Source organism: Amycolatopsis tucumanensis, assembly GCF_021654135.1.
GTDB classification, from domain to species: Bacteria; Actinomycetota; Actinomycetes; order Mycobacteriales; family Pseudonocardiaceae; genus Amycolatopsis_E; species Amycolatopsis_E tucumanensis.
In genome coordinates this window covers 325,590-341,086 of the sequence record NZ_JAKGSD010000001.1, presented here as the reverse complement: position 1 = coordinate 341,086, position 15,497 = coordinate 325,590, and the positions used below count along the sequence as shown (strand labels likewise).

Below are 15,497 nucleotides of genomic sequence, written 5' to 3'. Positions count from 1 at the left end.
CGATCACTTTTTCGACCCTTCGCGGTCCCGGCTTTCGAGCTCTGCCAGGTGCTTCAGCGCCGGAAGGGCCGCCACCAGCGCCTCGACCTCCTCGCCGGTCAGGTCGTCGATCAACCGCTCGAACGCGTTGACGCCCGCCTGGCGCCGCGTCCGGACGTAGGAGGCGCCGGCCTCGGTCAGGCACACCAGCGTGACCCGCTTGTCGGCCGCGTCGCCCCGCCGCTCGACCAGGCCGGCCTCCTCCATCACCCGGACCAGTGCGGTCATCGCGGGCTGGGTGACGCCCTCGATCGCGGCCAGATCGGTGATGCGCCGCGGGCCGGTCCGGTCCAGGGTGGCCAGGGTGGCGGCGGAGGTCAGGCTCATGTCCCGGGGCAGGCGTCTCACGGCGCTGGTGGCCAGGCCGTAGAGGGCGGCCCCGATGGCGGCGGACGCGCCGGGAGCGGTGTCTTGACGGCTCACGGCAGAAGCATAGCATCTTTATATACATCGTTTATGTAAGTTGTAGGCCAGACCACGTTTTCGTTGTGGGAGAAGGGATTTTGTGCCCTCTCCGGCACGCGGATAGCGTCGGATTCATGGAGTGGAGCTTGAAGCCGGCCGAGGAGCTGGCTGCCGCGTTGCGTGCCGGTGCCGTGTCCTCAGTGGAGCTGACCGACGAGGCCATCGACCGCATCGAGCGCGAGGACAAGGCGGTCAACGCGATCTGCGTGCCGGACTTCGACCGCGCGCGAGCCGCCGCGCGTGCCGCGGACCGGGCTCGCGCCCGCGGCGAGGACCGGCCGCTGCTCGGGATTCCGGTGACGGTCAAGGAGTCCTACGACGTCGCCGGGTTGCCGACGACCTGGGGCATGCCGCAACACCGGGAGTTCCGGCCCGCCGACGACGCGGTGCAGGTTTCGCGGCTCAAGGCCGCGGGCGCGGTGGTGCTGGGCAAGACGAACGTGCCGTTGGGACTGCAGGACATCCAGACCTTCAACGAGATCTACGGCACCACCGGCAACCCGTGGGACCACGACCGCACGGCGGGCGGGTCCTCCGGCGGATCGGCGGCGGCTCTGGCGTGCGGGTTCGGTGCGTTGTCCATCGGCTCCGACCTCGCCGGTTCGCTGCGCACCCCCGCGCACTTCTGCGGCATTCACGCGCACAAGCCGACGCTCGGGCTGGCGGCGCCGCGCGGTATGGTCGCGCCGCCGGGGCCGGCCTTGCCGGTCGACCTCGACCTCGCCGTCGTCGGTCCGATGGCCCGTACCGCCCGCGACCTCGCGCTCCTGCTCGACGTCATGGCCGGCCCGGACCCGCTGACGGCCGGCAAGGCGCACCAGGTGGCGCTGCCGTCCGCACGTCACGAGCGGCTGAGCGACTTCCGGGTCCTGGTGCTGGACGAACATCCGCTCCTCCCGACCGGGGCCGCGGTGCGGGCGGGCGTGCACCGGGTGGCCGCCGCGCTCACCGGCGGCGGCGCCCGCGTCGAATGGCACAGCGGGCTGCTGCCCGACCTGGCCGAAGCCGCGACGCTCTACATGCAGTTGCTGATCTCCGGCGCTGTCGCGCGGTTCCCCATCGACGACGAGCAACTGCGGGCCCGCGTGGCCGGGCTGAGCGAGGACGACCGCAGCCTCGACGCCGTGCGATTGCGCGCCATGGTGTTCAGCCACCACGACTGGCTGGCGGCGAACCACCGCCGCGAACTCCACCGCCACGGCTGGCGGCAGTTCTTCGCCGAGTTCGACGCCGTGGTCTGCCCGATCACGCCCACGCCCGCGTTCCCGCACGACCACAGCCCGAACCCGATGGAACGCCGCATCGACATCGACGGCGCCGGCTACCCGTACTTCGACCAGCTCGTTTGGGCCGGCGTGGCGACGATGCCCGGCCTGCCCGCGACCGCGATCCCGGCCGGCCGCTCCCCCGAGGGCCTGCCGGTGGGGGTGCAGCTCATCGGCCCGATGTTCGAGGACCGCACCCCGCTGCGCCTGGCCGAACTGCTGGAGCACGAGATCGGCGGCTTCCAGGCGCCGCGGTAGGGCGTCCCACCGGAGGTCCCGCCGCGGACGAGGCACGCGGGCGGGTCCCCGGTCGGCCGTCCGTTCAAGTGCGCCGGGCGTTGATGAGCCAGTGTGCCGCGCCGTACAGCACGCCCCGGTCGGTGAGGTGGGCGGCGATGTCGGCTCTGAGCGCGTCGATGGCGTGGGCGCGCCGTTCGTTGTCGAGTTGGCGCAGCGCAGAGGCGAAGTTGCCGGTGATGAAGTCGAACGCGTCCTCGACATCGCGGCCGTAGTACATGGGCATGGACAAGTCCGTCATCTCGATGTCGGCGAAGCCTGCCTCGGTGAGCAGCTGACGCACTCGATCAGGGTCACTCAGCGAGAAGGGGGTCGGAGCCTCGGGTGGTGGCGGTGGAAGCTCACGGCCCCCGGACGCGATGGTGCGAAAGGTCCTGATGCCCTCGTTGCGGTCGAGCGCCTGCCACGTCAGCTGCACGAAGCGGCCGCCTGGCTGGATGGCGCGTGCGATGTTGGCGAACGCCGCCTGCCGGTCGCCGAAGAACATGGTGCCGTGCCTGCTGACAGCGACGTCGAAGCGCGACTCACCGAAGTCGTGGAGTTGCGCGTCCGCCTGGACAAAGGCCGCGTTGGTCAACCGCTCCTCCGCTGCCAGTGCGCGCGCGAGATCCAGCAGCGTCGACGACAGGTCGACGCCCAGCGCCGAACCTCCACGGGCGATGCGGGCCGCGTCACGAGTGACTTGACCGCTGCCGCATCCGATGTCCAGGATCGTGGAATCCTGCTGGATTTCGGCCGCCTTCAACAGTTCGCCGTGGTAGCCGGACATACCCTCGTCGAAGCGTTCGGCGCGCTCGGTCCAGAACGCTCCATTGCCACCGTCCCAGGAGCGGAACTGATCGGTGTTGGACGAGTCGACGGTCGGTGTGTCGGTCACGGTCTCTCCCCCTGGCAGCAGTGACGGGGGTCCGGCACGGCGCGGATCGCGAGGAACCCCGTCGGCTCGCGGCTGAGGCGTTCGAACCGTTCGGCGTCGAGCGCCTCAGCCGCGGGTGACGGGCGGGGTTCGAGCAGCCGCTCGACCAGGAACCCGGCCGCGCGCAGCTCCTCGCAGGTCTGCTCCAGCGGGGAGAGCCAGTAGCGGACCCGCCAGCCGCGGCTCCACACCTCCTCGACCACGCGCGGCTCGAAGTAGTTGCCGCCGTGCCGGAGCCAGTCGCCGAACGGGTGCTGCCGGGACAGCACCAGCGCCCCGTCCGGCCGGAGCACGCGGCGCAGCTCCCGCAGCAGCGCCACCCGGTCGTCGACGTACTCCACGGCCAGCGCGAACAGCACCCGGTCCACCGAGGCGTCCGGCAGCCAGTCGAGCGGCTCGGCGAGGTCGTGCACGCGGAACTCCCCGGCCGGGACGCGGCGCCGGGACAGCTCGACCATCTGCGGGCTGATGTCCACGCCGACCACCGCCGCGCCCCGCGCCACCAGCTCCTCCGCGTACAGGCCCGGACCGCACGCGGCGTCGAGCACCCGCAGACCGGCGATGTCCCCGAGCAGGCCCAGGCACGCCGGCCGGTCCAGGTGCGCGTTGTAGAAGCCGTCCCGCGCGTGGTCGAGGAACTCCTCGGCGAAGACGTCGTACTGCGCCTCCCGCCCGACCTCCATCACGCGCCGGTCAGGCCGCGGCGCGCCAGGAGCGGCGCGATCTCCGGGTCCCGGCCGCGGAAGTCGCGGAAGAAGCCCATCGGGTCCCCGGCGCCGCCGCGGGAGAGCAGCGTGGCCCGGAAGTGGTCGCCGTTCTCGCGCTTGAGACCGCCGTTCTCCTTGAACCACTCCACGGTGTCGGCGTCGAGCACCTCGCTCCAGATGTAGGAGTAGTACCCGGCCGAGTAGCCGCCGCTGAACACGTGCGCGAAGTAGGTGCTGCGGTAGCGCGGCGGGATCGCCGGCACCGCCACCCCGGCCTTCTCCAGCGCGGCGGCCTCGAACGAGGCGACGTCGCCGACCGCGTCCTCGGTGCCCAGCCCGTGCCAGGCCTGGTCCAGCAGCGACGCGGCCAGGTACTCGGTGGTGGCGAAGGGCTGACCGTACTGGGCCGACTCCTCCAGCCGCTCCACCAGGCGCTGCGGCAGCGGCTCACCGGTCTCGTGGTGCTTGGCGTAGTTGGCCAGCACCTCCGGCCACAGCATCCACATCTCGTTGACCTGCGACGGGTACTCCACGAAGTCCCGCGGCACGTTGGTGCCCGAGAACTTCGGGTAGCGCACGTCCGACACCAGCGCGTGCAGCGCGTGCCCGAACTCGTGGAACAGGGTGGTGACCTCGTCGAAGGTGAGCAGCGTCGGCTCACCGGCGGGCGGCTTCGCGATGTTGAGGTTGTTGACCACCACCGGCCGCTCGCCCAGCAGGTGCGACTGGTCGACGAAGGTGTTCATCCACGCGCCGCCGCGCTTGGAGTCGCGCGTGTAGTAGTCGCCGAGGAACAGGCCCAGCGGGCCGCCGTCGGCGTCGAAGACCTCGAACACCCGCACGTCCGGGTGGTAGACGGGCAGGTCGTGGCGTTCGGTGAAGCTCAGCCCGTACAACCGGCTCGCCGCGTGGAGGACGCCGTCGCGCACCACGCGGTCCAGCTCGAAGTAGGGCCGCAGCGTCGCGTCGTCGAGGTCGAACTTCGCCTTGCGGACGCGTTCGGCGTAGAAGGCCCAGTCCCACGGCTCCAGCGTCGCGCCCGGGTGGTCCTGCTCGAGGTAGGTCTGCAGCTCGGCGGCGTCGCGGCGGGCGTTGGCCACGGCGACGGGCGCGAGCCGCTCCAGCAGCCCGACGGCGGCCTCGGCGGTGCGGGCGGTCTCGTCGGAGATCACGTACGCCGCGTGGTTGGGGTGGCCGAGCAGGGCGGCCTTCTCGGCGCGCAGCTGCACGATCCGCGCCAGCACGGCCGAGTTGTCGTTGTCGTTGCCGCGGTTGCCGCGCGAGATCGACGCGGTGAACAGCCGTTCCCGCAACGCCCGGCTCTCCAGCGAGGACAGCAGCGGCTGCGAGGTGGGCAGGTTCAGCGTGAGCAGGTACCCCTCGGCACCGCGGGAGGCGGCGGCCTCACGCGCGGCGGCGATCGTGCCGTCGGACAGCCCGGCCAGCTCCGCCGCGTCCTCGACCAGCACGGCCAGGTCGTTGGTGTCGCGCAGCAGGTTCTCCTGGAACCGGGTGGACAACGTGGACAGTTCCTCGTTGAGCACCCGCAACCTGGCCTGCTGGCTCTCGTCGAGCCCGGCGCCCGCGCGCTGGAAGTCGGTGTAGGTGCGCTCCAGCAGCCACGCCGACTCCTCGTCCAGCCCCAGCTGGTCGCGCCGGTCGTAGAGGTCCTTGACGCGGGCGAACAGCCGCGGGTTCAGGTGGATGGCGTCGGAGTGGGCGGCCAGCTTCGGCGCGATCTCGGCCTGCAGCTCCTGCCGCGCCGGGTTGGTGTCGGAGGAGGTGAGGTTGAAGAACACCGACGAGACGCGCTGCAGCAGGCGGCCCGAGGTGTCCAGCGCCACGATCGTGTTCTCGAACGTCGCCGGCTCCGGGTTGCCTGCGATGGCCTCGATCTCCGCGGCGTGCTCGGCCAGGCCGGCCTCGAACGCCGGGCCGAAGTGCTCGTCGGCGATCCGGTCGAACGGGGGCAGACCGTAGGGCAGGTCGCTCGCCTGCGAGAACGGGTTGTCCGGTGTCATCCAGCGCGGCCCTTCTGTCCTGTCGACCCTCCGATCTCCGCGTCGGAGGACGTCTTCTTCTTCCTACCGCGCTTCGGCGCCGGCGGCACCACCCCGGCCAGATCCGCACTGTGGTCGTTGACGCGCACCACGAACGGGCGCACCTCGGTGTAGCGGACCACGGAGATCGACGCCGGGTCGACCACGATCCGCTGGAACGCGTCGAGGTGCTGCCCCAGCGCGTCGGCCAGGATGGACTTGAGCACGTCGCCGTGGCTGCACAGCAGCCAGACGGCGTGGTCGCCGTGCTCGGCGGTGATCCGCGCGTCGTGCTCGCGCACCGCGGCGACCGCGCGGGCCTGCATGCCTGCCAGGCCCTCGCCGCCGGGGAACACCGCGGCCGAGGGGTGGGCCTGCACGACCCGCCACAGCGGTTCCTTGACCAGGTCCTTCAGCTCGCGGCCGGTCCACTCGCCGTAGTCCACTTCGGACAGGCGCGGTTCGACGGTGCGGATGAGGCCCCGCTCGGCGACGAGCGGGGCCACCGTGTTCTTGCAGCGCAGCATCGGCGAGCACACGACCTCGGCCAGCGGCACGCCGGCCAGCCGCTCCACGAGCGCCTGAGCCTGCGCGCGGCCGGTGTCGTCGAGCCCGACCTTGGGGGTCCGCCCGGCCAGCACGCCCGACCCGTTCGCGGTCGAGCGGCCGTGCCGGAGCAGGATCACGGTAGCCACGCCGCCAACCTACATGGCGGGACCCGCGTTCGGATCAAGGACGCCGGTGGCGACCAGCACGATGAGCAGCACGCCGAGCGCGATCCGGTAGATCACGAACGGCACGTAGCTCTTGGTCTTGATGAAGTTCATCAGCCACGCGATCACCAGGTAGCCGACGCCGAAGGCGACCAGGGTGGCCAGGATCGTCGGCCCCCACTGCGGGCTGTGCTCGCCACCGATGTCGGTGAGCTTGTACAGGCCGGAGGCGAAGACCGCGGGCACGGCCAGCAGGAACGCGTACTCGGTGGCGTCGGCGCGCGTGTAGCCGAGGAACAGGCCCGCGGTGACGGTGCCGCCGGAGCGGGACACGCCGGGGATCAGCGCCATGGCCTGGGCGAAGCCGTAGCCGAGACCATGCGGGACGGTGAGGTGGTCCAGCGTCCGGTACTGGCGGCCCACCCGGTCGGCGATGAGCAGCAGGATGCCGAACCCGATCAGCGTCGTCGCGGTGAGCCGCAGGTCGCGGAACGCGCTGTCGATGGCGTCCTGGAACAGCAGGCCGAGCACCGCGATCGGCAGCGACCCGACGATGATCAGCCAGCCGAGGCGGGCGTCCGGGTCGTGGCGCGCCTCCCGCTGGTAGAGCGAGCGCCACCAGGCGGCCAGGACGCGGCCGATCTTCTTCGAGAAGTAGAGGATGACCGCCAGCTCGGTGCCGATCTGGGTGACCGCGGTGAACGCCGCGCCGGGGTCGTCCCAGCCGGCGAGCGCCGCGGTGATGCGCAGGTGGGCGCTGGAGGAGATGGGGAGGAACTCGGTCAGGCCCTGGACCAGGCCGAGGACGAGTGCTTCGAACCAGCCCATGCTCACCGGGCCTTCGGGGAAATCAGTCGCGTTCGCACGGTGGGAGAGGCTATCGGCGGCGCGGATCACTCGATGAGCCGCCTTCGTCAAGTTCTTTACAGTACTTTCGTTACGCCCGCCCGTCGCCCGCCGCCACCCTCAACGGTGGCGCTCCGCGCCGCAGCTACTCTCTGTGCATGCAGAAGCGACAGCTGGGCAGGTCGGGGTTGCGGGTCTCCCGGATGGCGCTCGGCACGATGTCCTGGGGCGCGGAGACCGACGCCGACGAGGCGGCCAGCCAGCTCGTCGCGTTCGTCGAGGCGGGCGGGACGCTCGTGGACACCGCCGACATCTACTCCGGCGGCGAGAGCGAGCGGATCCTCGGGGGCCTGCTGGGCGACCTGGTGCCGCGTGACGAGATCGTCGTGGCGACCAAGGCCGTCGCCCGGCGCACCGACGGGCCGTTCGGCGGTGGCGCCTCCCGCGGCGCGTTGTTGTCCGCGTTGGAGGGGTCGCTGCGGCGGCTGGGCGTGGACCACCTGGACCTGTGGCAGCTGCACGCGTGGGACGACTCGGTGCCGCTGGAGGAGACGCTGTCGGCGCTGGACCACGCGGTGACCTCGGGCAAGGTCCGCTACACCGGGGTGTGCAACTACGCGGGCTGGCAGCTGGCCTCGGCCGCGGCGGCCCGGCCGGCCGGGCTGGTCGCGACGCAGGCCGAGTACTCGCTGGTGGAGCGCGGGGTGGAGCGCGAGCTGGTCCCGGCGGCCCGCCACCACGGGCTCGGCGTGCTGCCGTGGGCGCCGCTGGGCCGCGGGGTGCTGACCGGCAAGTACCGCCACGGCACGCCGGCCGACTCGCGGGGCGCGTCGGCCGAGTACGCCGGCTACGTCGAGCAGCACCGCACCGAGCGGGCGGCGCGGATCGTCGAGGCGGTCGCCACCGCGGCCGACGGGCTGGGGGTGTCGCCGCTGGTGGTGGCGCTGGCGTGGGTGCGGGACCGGCCGGGCGTGGTCGCGCCGGTGGTCGGGGCGCGCGACACCGGGCAGCTGACCGGGTCGCTGGCGGCGGAGGAGATCGCCCTGCCGGTCGCGATCTCCTCGGCGCTGGACGACGTCAGCGCGGTCGAGTTCGGTTACCCCGAGCGGGGCACGAAGTGACCGTGCGGTGGATGGCACGTGACGCGGCGGGGTTTTCAGGGGATGCTGGAGGCAACAGAGGAATGCGATCCGGAGGTCTTGTGCGCTCCTCCGCCACCGTCGGGACCGGTGTCGTGCTGGTCTGCGCCCTGGTGCTGAGCGGGTGCTCGTCGAAGTCCGGTGACTCCACCGACACGCTGCAGGTCGTGGCCGACCCGGTCGCGGCGACGGCGCCCGTGTCGCCCCAGCCTGCCGCCGCCCCCGCGGGCACCGTGATCGGTTCCCCCGAGGTCACCGCGCTGGCCGCCGACCCGGCCACCGGGACGCTGGCCGTCGCCGTGCCGGACGCCGTGCTGCTGTACCAGGCCGCTGACCTGGCGGCCGCGCCGGTGCGGGTGCCGGTCGCCGGGCGGGTCGAGCACCTGCGCGTGTCCGGCGGGGTGCTGCTGGCCACGCTGCCCGCGGCCGGGCAGGTCGCCCGGATCGCCTTGCCCGGCGGCGAGGTGAGCACCCTGGCCGTGGCCGGGCAGCCGTCCGGCGCGGTGGTCGAGGGCGACCGGACGGTGGTCGCGGTGCGGGACCGCAAGGCCGTGGACGTGTTCACCGGCGACCGGCTGACCAAGACGATCGAGGGCCAGCTCTACAGCGCCGACGACGTGCTGCAGGCCGGCGGGAACACCGTCGTGCTGGACGAGCTGCGCACCGCCGTGTTCTCGGTGGACGTGGACGGCGGCACGATCGCCGAGGGCCTGCGCGCCGGGGACGGCGCCACCAACGCGGTCGCGGACTCCTTCGGCCGGGTGCTCGTGGTCGACACCCGCGCCGGTGCCCTCCTGGCGTTCTCCACCGGCCCGCTGTTGCTGCGGCAGCGGTACCCGGTTCCCGGCGGGGCGTACGGCCTCGCCTACGACGCGCAGCGCGCGCTGGCGTGGGTGACGCTCACCGAGCGCAACGAGGTCGTCGGGTTCGACGTGCGCGGCGGCGAACCGGTCGAGAAGTACCGTTTCCCGACGGTCCGGCAGCCGGATTCGGTTACCGTCGAGGAGCGGAGCGGGCGGGTGGTCGTCGGCTCCGCGGCGGGAGAAGGGGTCCAGGTGATCCAGCCATGAAGCACCAGGAGGCGGTGGTCGACGAGGACTGGGAGTACCGCCGGTTGCAGTTGCCACCCGGCGTCTCCCGGCGGGCCGCGGCCACGCAGCTGTCCATCAACGCCGAGTACGGCGGGTGGGAGCTCTCGACGGTCCGGCTCTACTCCGACGGCACCCGGCGGGTGTGGCTGCGCCGCAAGCGGCAGCCGGCCACCGCCCTGCCCGAGGTCCTGATCTGACCCGAGCGGCGCCCGCAGCTGGGCGCCGGGCCCAGAGCCGCCCCCTCGACGGATGCGCTACGCGCGAAGAGCGGTAACGGGTGGGGCCCTCGTGTCGATCTCAGTGCTGCCCCTTGGAAGGAGCAGCATGTCCTCCTCGCCCGTTGTCCGTGTCGTGACCGCCGCCTGCGCCGGGGTCGCGGTGGCCGTGGCGTTGCTGGCGGTCTTCGCCGGGATGGGCGTGGCGCTGGTGGTGCTGCTGGGCATCGTCGCGCTGGTCACATGCGTCCCGGTGTGGTTCGCGCCGGTGTTGCTCGCCCGCCGCCGCGGTGTGGCCGACGTCCGGCCGATCGCGGTGTGCACCCTCCTGGCGGGGTGGTCCCTCATCGGCTGGGTCGCCGCACTGATCTGGGCCGGCGCGGCGCGCGCGGAAACCGGGCCCCGCCCGGTCGGGACCTAGCCGGCGAGTGAGCGGCCCGTCTCCGCGAGCGCTTCGCGGAGGATGCGCACGGCTTTGGGGCCCATGCCGTGCAGGGCGAGCAGCTCGGCCTCCGTCATGGCGGCGACCTGGTCGAGCGTGGTGATCCCGGCGTTGCCCAGCGCGCGGGTGGCGGGGCGGCCGATGGCCCGCGGCAGGTCGCCGCTCTCGCCCGCCACCGCCGCGGTGGCCGTGCGCGCGAGGTGTTCCGGGGCGTGTGCCAGCCAGGCGCGCCACACCCAGTGGTTGAGCTGCCGGCCGTCGATGTCGGCCAGCGGCACCCGCACCCCGCCGCTGTCCCGGGCGGCCGTCGGGTGCGCTGCCAGCAGCTCGTCCACCTCGGACGCGGGCAGCCGCAGCGTCACCTGCTTGTCCACCAGCGCCGCGAACACCGCGCCGCCCACGGTGAAGGCGCCGCCGTCCTCCGTGGTTTCCGGCAGGGACCGCGCCGTCTTGCGGAGCTGCGCCGCGCTGGTCACGAGGCGCGGAAGAACCGGTCCAGCACGCGGGTGCCGAACTTGAGCGCGTCGACCGGCACCCGCTCGTCCACGCCGTGGAACAGCCCGGAGAAGTCCAGGTCGGCAGGCAGCTGGAGCGGCACGAACCCGAAGTTGCGGATGCCCAGCGTCTGGAAGGACTTGGCGTCGGTGCCGCCGGAGAGCATGTAGGGCAGCACCTTCGCGCCCGGGTCCTCGGCGGTGATCGAGGCGGTCATGGCGTCGACGAGCGCGCCGTCGAAGGTGGTCTCGACCGGCGGCAGCTCCATCCACTCCTTCTCGATGTCCGGGCCGAGGATCTCGTCGAGCTCGCGGTCGAAGGCCTCCATGCGGCCGGGCAGGATGCGGCAGTCCACGGCGGCTTCGGCGACCGAGGGGATGACGTTGGACTTGTAGCCGGCGGTGAGCATCGTCGGGTTGGCGGTGTCGCGCAGGGTCGCGCCGATCATGCGGGAGATGTTGCCGAGCTTGGCGACCGCGCCGTCGATGTCGTCCTCGGGGAAGTCCCAGCCGGTGATCTCGGTGACGCCGGCGAGGAACTCGCGCACGGAGTCGGTGAGCACGAGCGGGAACCGGTGCTGCCCGAGCCGCGCGACGGCGGCGGCGAGCTTGGTGACGGCGTTGTCGTGGTGGATCATCGAGCCGTGCCCGGCGGTGCCGCGCACGCGCAGCTTCATCCACCGGATGCCCTTCTCCGCGGTCTCCACCACGTAGGTGCGGACGTCGTCCTTGAGGCTGATGGAGAAGCCGCCGACCTCGCTGATCGCCTCGGTGGCGCCTTCGAACAGGTCGGGGCGGTTGTCCACGAGCCACTGGGCGCCGTACTTGCCGCCGGCCTCTTCGTCGGCGAGGAAGGCGAAGATGATGTCGCGCGGCGGGACGATGTTCTCGCGCTTGTAGTGACGGGCCAGCGCCAGCATGATGCCGAGCATGTCCTTCATGTCGACGGCGCCGCGGCCCCACACGTAGCCGTCCTGGATGGCGCCGGAGAAGGGGTGCACGGACCACTCGGACGCGTCCGCGGGGACGACGTCGAGGTGGCCGTGGACGAGCAGCGCCCCGCGGCTGGGGTCGGCGCCGGCGAGCCGGGTGATGACGTTGTGGCGGTTGCGCCCGCCGGACTCCACGTACTCGATCTCGTAGCCGACCTCGGTGAGCTTCTCCGCGACGAACTCCGCTGCCGCCTTCTCCCCCACCAGCGTGTCCGGATCGCCGGTGTTGGTGGTGTCGATGCGGATCAGGTCGCTGGTCAGCGTGACGGCTTCATCGGCCGCGGTCTCGATGCTCACGCCGCCATTCCTATCATCAACGCTGTGGGGGATCAGCTGGAGCGCGCCGTCGGGCTCGTCCGGCACGTCGCGGGCCCGGAGCTGCTCGGCGTGTACCTCCACGGCTCGGCGGTGCTCGGGGGTCTCCGCCCGGCCAGCGACCTGGACGTCCTCGCCGTCACGCGGCGGAGCCTGGACCAGCGGCAGCGGCGCGCGCTGCTGGACGGCCTGCTGGAGATCTCCGGGCTGACCACCGCGGTGCGGCCGGTCGAACTGACCGTCGTGGTCAGGTCCGAGGTCAGCCCGTGGCGGTTCCCGCCGGTGGGTGACTTCCTCTACGGCGAGTGGCTGCGGGAGGAAATCCAGGCGAGCGGGCCTCCCCAGCCGGAACCGATGCCCGACCTGGCGCTGGTGCTGGCGATGGTCCTGGCGGGCGACCACCCGCTGGCCGGGCCGCCACCCGCCCGGCTCCTGGACCCGGTGCCGCATTCGGACGTGGTGCGGGCGAGCGTGGCGGGCATCCCCGAACTCGTCGCCGACCTGGACGGCGACACGCGCAACGTCGTGCTGACCCTCGCCCGCGTGTGGGCGACCCTCGCCACCGGGGAGATCAAACCCAAGGACGCCGCGGCGGACTGGGCCCTGGCCCACCTGCCCGCGGAACACCGTCCGGTCCTCGCGCACGCCCGGGACCTGTACCGGACGCGCCACTACGCGGAGGAGACCTGGAGCCCCGACCTGGTGCCGCGGGTGCGCCCGCTCGTCGACGAGGTGCTGGCCCGCATCGGCGAGCTGCGGCGCTGAGTCACGGCCGGTTGCCGATGCCGGTGCGCACCTCCTGGATGCGGGTCGGGGCGTTGTCCGGGGTCAGCGGCGGCGTCGCCATGCCCGCGCCGGCGCGCAGCCCGGCGAGGAACTCGCCGATCGCTTCCAGGCCGTCGTGGCGCGGGGTCCAGCCGAGCTCGTCTCGGGCGCGGGTGGTGTCCATGATCGGCAGCCGCAGGACGGTGTCGAGCAGGCCCGGTGAGGCCGGCAGCAGGTGGGCGTACCAGCCGGCGGCGACCACGCCGCGGATCGCCCACGTGGGCACCGGGACGGTGCGGGCGCCGAGCAGGCGGGCCAGTGCCTTGGCGTCGACGACCGGGTCGGCGGCGATGTTGAACGCCCCGCGCACGTCCTTCATCGCGGCCAGGCGGAACGCCTCGCCGATGTCGGCGGAGTGCACCGCCTGCACGCGCAGACCCGGGATGTCCGGGACGACCGGGATCAGCGACGGCCGGGCGAGGCTGCCGGGGAGGAACGGGCCCGCGAACAACCGCCGCTGGGCGGAGGCGGCTTCCCGTTTGAAGATGAACGCCGGGCGCAGCCGCACCACCCGCACGCCGGGGTTGGCCTTCTCGAACCCGTCGAGGTAGCGCTCCAGGTAGGCCTTCTCCCGCGGGTAGGCGGCCGCGGGCCAGCCGTGGGTGGGCCAGCTCTCGGTGACCGGGCTGTCCTTCGGGCCCGGCGAGTAGGTCCCCACCGACGAGGAGTACACCACGGCGGGCACGTTCTCCCTGGCCACGGCCTCGAACACGCGGATCGCGCCGAGCACGTTGGACCGCCAGGTCAGCGCCGGGTCGTGGGTGGGTTGGAACAGCCACGACAGGTGGATCACCACGTCGGCGCCGCGCACCAGGTGGGCGATCTGGTCCTCGGCCAGGTCGGCGGTGCGCCACTCCAGCTTCGGCACGCGCCACTCGGGTTCGCGGCGGACCACGCCGAGGATCGAGGCCACGGCCGGGTCGCGGCTGAGCGCCTCGACGGTGCTGGTGCCCACGTTTCCGCTGGCGCCGGTGACGACGACGCGCAGGCCCTTGCTCGCTGGCGAGTTCATGCGGACGCGGATACCCGGCGCGCGTGGGCGCGAACCGTCGCGTTTGGTGCCGCCGGGAGCGGGGACACCTCGGGGCAGGTGAGGAAGGAGTGTGCGCATGGGACAGCCACGTCAGCAACAGGAACCGCCCGGCGTGACGGACGAGATGGAGCCGCGGCCGCGGGACCGGATGGCGGACTACACCGGGCGCGGGTTGCTGCGGGACAAGCGGGCGCTGGTGACCGGCGGTGACTCCGGCATCGGGCGCGCGGTCGCGATCGCGTTCGCCAAGGAGGGCGCCGACGTGGCGATCGCCTACCTGGACGAGCACGACGACGCGGAGGAGACCGCGGAACTGGTGCGCAAGGAGTGCCGCCGCTGCCTGCTGCTGCCCGGCGACCTCGGCTCGCGCGAGCAGTGCCGCAAGGTCGTGGACGAGACGGTGCGGGAGTTCGGCGGGCTGGAGGTCCTGGTCAACAACGTGGCCACGCAGCAGGAGCTGGACTCCCCCGAGGACCTGACCGACGAGCAGTGGACGCGCACGTTCGACGTGAACATCCACAGCTACTTCCGGGTGACGCACGCGGCGCTGCCGCACCTGGGCGAGGGCTCGTCGATCGTGAACACCGCGTCGGTGAACGGGTTGCGCGGCAACAAGTCCCTGATCGACTACTCGGCCACCAAGGGCGCGGTGATCGCGTGGACCTACGCGATGGCGCAGGCGCTGGCCGACCGGGGCGTGCGGATCAACGCGGTCGCGCCGGGTCCGGTGTGGACACCGCTGATCCCGGCGACGATGTCGCCGGAGCACGTGGAGAAGTTCGGGCAGCAGGTGCCGATGGGGCGGGCGGCGCAGCCGGACGAGCTGGCGCCGTCGTTCGTGTTCTTCGCGTCGAACCAGTTGTCGTCGTACTACACCGGTGAGGTGCTCGCCGCGCTCGGCGGCGAGACGATGCCGGGCTGAGGAGGGAACATGCCGCAGGAGCCAGCGTCGGAGCAGCAGGAGAACCTGGAGCTGGACGCCGAGCCGAAGCCGCTGGAGGACCCGGTGAGCTGGCGGGTGCGCGACCCGGACCGGGCGGTCGAGCCGGACTCCGAGGCCGCGGCCGGGCAGGTGTCGGCGCCGGACCGGTCCAACGAGCTGGTCGACGCCGAGGGCACCGAGATCGGTGAGGACCGGGGCCGTCAGCGGCCCGCCGGGGGCGCCGAGCAGCAGGCGATGCGGGTCGAGGACGGCGAAGTTTGACGTACGGCCGTACCGGGAAGCCGTGGGGCAGGCACGAGAGGCGACAGGAGGTGCTCCGATGCCTGGACGTGAAGCCCTGCCCAGCACGCTGAAGCGGTCGTCGAAGAAGGCGCAGGACACGTGGGTGAAGACCCACGACTCGGCGGTGGAGACCTACGGCGAGGGGCGGCGCGCGCACCAGACGGCGTACGCGTCGCTGAAGCACTCGTTCGAGAAGGTCGGCGACCACTGGGAGGAGAAGGGCCGCAAGGGCCCGTCGGACAAGCAGGCCGCCCGGGGCGCGGGGCGCAAGGCGACCAAGACCGCCGGTGGTGTGGACGCCTCGGCCAGCAAGCAGCACCTGTACGACGTGGCCAAGAAGCTGGACATCAAGGGCCGCTCGTCGATGAACAAGAACGAGCTGGTCAAGGCGATCGAGAAGGCCAACAACAGGGAGACCGCGAAGGCTCGCCGGTAGCAG

General features: G+C 72.3%; 18 protein-coding genes. 9 read left to right on the top strand and 9 right to left on the bottom strand.

Annotated features, from left to right (window positions below):
- Window positions 1-3: 3 nt before the first annotated feature.
- The gene (locus L2C96_RS01755) at window positions 4-462 is read right to left on the bottom strand and encodes a MarR family winged helix-turn-helix transcriptional regulator (protein ID WP_237334837.1); all 459 of its coding nucleotides are present in this window, start codon (window positions 460-462) and stop codon (window positions 4-6) included.
- A gap of 116 nt (window positions 463-578) precedes the next feature.
- On the opposite strand from L2C96_RS01755, the gene L2C96_RS01750 reads away from it, so the two are divergent.
- Entirely contained in the window at window positions 579-2,027 is a 1,449-nt protein-coding gene (locus L2C96_RS01750; RefSeq protein ID WP_237334836.1) for an amidase, read from the top strand.
- A gap of 64 nt (window positions 2,028-2,091) precedes the next feature.
- On the opposite strand, the gene L2C96_RS01745 is transcribed toward L2C96_RS01750, so the two are convergent.
- Genes L2C96_RS01745 through L2C96_RS01725 form a run of 5 tightly spaced genes read right to left on the bottom strand, consistent with a single transcriptional unit; the run spans window position 2,092 to window position 7,269 of the window.
- Complete coding sequence (locus L2C96_RS01745) at window positions 2,092-2,943, bottom strand: class I SAM-dependent methyltransferase (protein ID WP_237334835.1); 852 nt, start codon at window positions 2,941-2,943, stop codon at window positions 2,092-2,094.
- Window positions 2,940-3,665, bottom strand: coding sequence for a class I SAM-dependent methyltransferase (locus L2C96_RS01740; protein WP_237334834.1), 726 nt, complete (start codon window positions 3,663-3,665; stop codon window positions 2,940-2,942). The genes L2C96_RS01745 and L2C96_RS01740 overlap by 4 nt, the downstream gene beginning before the upstream one ends.
- A complete protein-coding gene (locus L2C96_RS01735; protein WP_237334833.1) occupies window positions 3,665-5,710 on the bottom strand; it encodes a M3 family metallopeptidase in 2,046 nt (681 codons plus the stop codon). Before L2C96_RS01735 ends, L2C96_RS01740 begins: the two co-directional genes overlap by 1 nt.
- On the bottom strand, window positions 5,707-6,423 hold the full coding sequence (locus L2C96_RS01730; RefSeq protein WP_237334832.1) for a histidine phosphatase family protein: 717 nt from the start codon (window positions 6,421-6,423) through the stop codon (window positions 5,707-5,709). Before L2C96_RS01730 ends, L2C96_RS01735 begins: the two co-directional genes overlap by 4 nt.
- Window positions 6,424-6,432: 9 nt before the next feature.
- On the bottom strand, window positions 6,433-7,269 hold the full coding sequence (locus L2C96_RS01725) for an undecaprenyl-diphosphate phosphatase (RefSeq protein ID WP_020417968.1): 837 nt from the start codon (window positions 7,267-7,269) through the stop codon (window positions 6,433-6,435).
- A gap of 176 nt (window positions 7,270-7,445) precedes the next feature.
- On the opposite strand from L2C96_RS01725, the gene L2C96_RS01720 reads away from it, so the two are divergent.
- From L2C96_RS01720 to L2C96_RS01705, 4 genes are all read left to right on the top strand, one after another.
- Complete coding sequence (locus L2C96_RS01720; protein ID WP_027935852.1) at window positions 7,446-8,408, top strand: aldo/keto reductase; 963 nt, start codon at window positions 7,446-7,448, stop codon at window positions 8,406-8,408.
- Window positions 8,409-8,488: 80 nt separating this feature from the next.
- Entirely contained in the window at window positions 8,489-9,496 is a 1,008-nt protein-coding gene (locus L2C96_RS01715; protein ID WP_237334831.1) for a YncE family protein, read from the top strand.
- A complete protein-coding gene (locus L2C96_RS01710; protein ID WP_017982338.1) occupies window positions 9,493-9,714 on the top strand; it encodes a DUF5703 family protein in 222 nt (73 codons plus the stop codon). Before L2C96_RS01715 ends, L2C96_RS01710 begins: the two co-directional genes overlap by 4 nt.
- A 127-nt stretch (window positions 9,715-9,841) precedes the next feature.
- Window positions 9,842-10,153 carry a superinfection immunity protein gene (locus L2C96_RS01705; RefSeq protein WP_237334830.1) on the top strand — a complete coding sequence of 104 codons (312 nt, stop codon included), beginning with the start codon at window positions 9,842-9,844 and terminating at the stop codon, window positions 10,151-10,153.
- Here L2C96_RS01705 and L2C96_RS01700 read toward each other — a convergent pair.
- Together L2C96_RS01700 and L2C96_RS01695 are read right to left on the bottom strand one after the other, a co-directional pair.
- Window positions 10,150-10,650 (bottom strand): helix-hairpin-helix domain-containing protein, encoded by a 501-nt coding sequence (locus L2C96_RS01700; protein WP_237334829.1) that lies wholly within the window; start codon window positions 10,648-10,650, stop codon window positions 10,150-10,152. The genes L2C96_RS01705 and L2C96_RS01700 overlap by 4 nt on opposite strands.
- Window positions 10,647-11,957, bottom strand: coding sequence for a M20/M25/M40 family metallo-hydrolase (locus L2C96_RS01695; protein ID WP_020417973.1), 1,311 nt, complete (start codon window positions 11,955-11,957; stop codon window positions 10,647-10,649). Before L2C96_RS01695 ends, L2C96_RS01700 begins: the two co-directional genes overlap by 4 nt.
- 24 nt (window positions 11,958-11,981) lie before the next feature.
- Here L2C96_RS01695 and L2C96_RS01690 point away from each other — a divergent pair, with 24 nt between their 5' ends.
- Window positions 11,982-12,740, top strand: coding sequence for an aminoglycoside adenylyltransferase family protein (locus L2C96_RS01690; protein WP_237334828.1), 759 nt, complete (start codon window positions 11,982-11,984; stop codon window positions 12,738-12,740).
- A gap of 1 nt (window position 12,741) precedes the next feature.
- On the opposite strand, the gene L2C96_RS01685 is transcribed toward L2C96_RS01690, so the two are convergent.
- Window positions 12,742-13,812 carry an NAD-dependent epimerase/dehydratase family protein gene (locus tag L2C96_RS01685; protein ID WP_237334827.1) on the bottom strand — a complete coding sequence of 357 codons (1,071 nt, stop codon included), beginning with the start codon at window positions 13,810-13,812 and terminating at the stop codon, window positions 12,742-12,744.
- A gap of 97 nt (window positions 13,813-13,909) precedes the next feature.
- On the opposite strand from L2C96_RS01685, the gene L2C96_RS01680 reads away from it, so the two are divergent.
- Genes L2C96_RS01680 through L2C96_RS01670 form a run of 3 tightly spaced genes read left to right on the top strand, consistent with a single transcriptional unit; the run spans window position 13,910 to window position 15,494 of the window.
- Complete coding sequence (locus L2C96_RS01680; protein WP_237334826.1) at window positions 13,910-14,755, top strand: SDR family oxidoreductase; 846 nt, start codon at window positions 13,910-13,912, stop codon at window positions 14,753-14,755.
- Between the two features lie 9 nt (window positions 14,756-14,764).
- Window positions 14,765-15,037 (top strand): hypothetical protein, encoded by a 273-nt coding sequence (locus L2C96_RS01675; RefSeq protein WP_020417977.1) that lies wholly within the window; start codon window positions 14,765-14,767, stop codon window positions 15,035-15,037.
- Between the two features lie 58 nt (window positions 15,038-15,095).
- On the top strand, window positions 15,096-15,494 hold the full coding sequence (locus tag L2C96_RS01670) for a ChaB family protein (protein ID WP_020417978.1): 399 nt from the start codon (window positions 15,096-15,098) through the stop codon (window positions 15,492-15,494).
- Window positions 15,495-15,497: the final 3 nt, after the last annotated feature.

What these genes read in the sequence shown, in the direction of transcription:
- L2C96_RS01750 (WP_237334836.1), top strand. Translation starts at nt 579, where the DNA reads ATGGAGTGGAGCTTGAAGCCGGCCGAGGAGCTGGCTGCCGCGTTGCGT.
- L2C96_RS01740 (WP_237334834.1), bottom strand. Translation starts at nt 3,665, where the DNA reads ATGGAGGTCGGGCGGGAGGCGCAGTACGACGTCTTCGCCGAGGAGTTC.
- L2C96_RS01735 (WP_237334833.1), bottom strand. Translation starts at nt 5,710, where the DNA reads ATGACACCGGACAACCCGTTCTCGCAGGCGAGCGACCTGCCCTACGGT.
- L2C96_RS01725 (WP_020417968.1), bottom strand. Translation starts at nt 7,269, where the DNA reads ATGGGCTGGTTCGAAGCACTCGTCCTCGGCCTGGTCCAGGGCCTGACC.
- L2C96_RS01720 (WP_027935852.1), top strand. Translation starts at nt 7,446, where the DNA reads ATGCAGAAGCGACAGCTGGGCAGGTCGGGGTTGCGGGTCTCCCGGATG.
- L2C96_RS01710 (WP_017982338.1), top strand. Translation starts at nt 9,493, where the DNA reads ATGAAGCACCAGGAGGCGGTGGTCGACGAGGACTGGGAGTACCGCCGG.
- L2C96_RS01705 (WP_237334830.1), top strand. Translation starts at nt 9,842, where the DNA reads ATGTCCTCCTCGCCCGTTGTCCGTGTCGTGACCGCCGCCTGCGCCGGG.
- L2C96_RS01685 (WP_237334827.1), bottom strand. Translation starts at nt 13,812, where the DNA reads ATGAACTCGCCAGCGAGCAAGGGCCTGCGCGTCGTCGTCACCGGCGCC.
- L2C96_RS01680 (WP_237334826.1), top strand. Translation starts at nt 13,910, where the DNA reads ATGGGACAGCCACGTCAGCAACAGGAACCGCCCGGCGTGACGGACGAG.
- L2C96_RS01675 (WP_020417977.1), top strand. Translation starts at nt 14,765, where the DNA reads ATGCCGCAGGAGCCAGCGTCGGAGCAGCAGGAGAACCTGGAGCTGGAC.
- L2C96_RS01670 (WP_020417978.1), top strand. Translation starts at nt 15,096, where the DNA reads ATGCCTGGACGTGAAGCCCTGCCCAGCACGCTGAAGCGGTCGTCGAAG.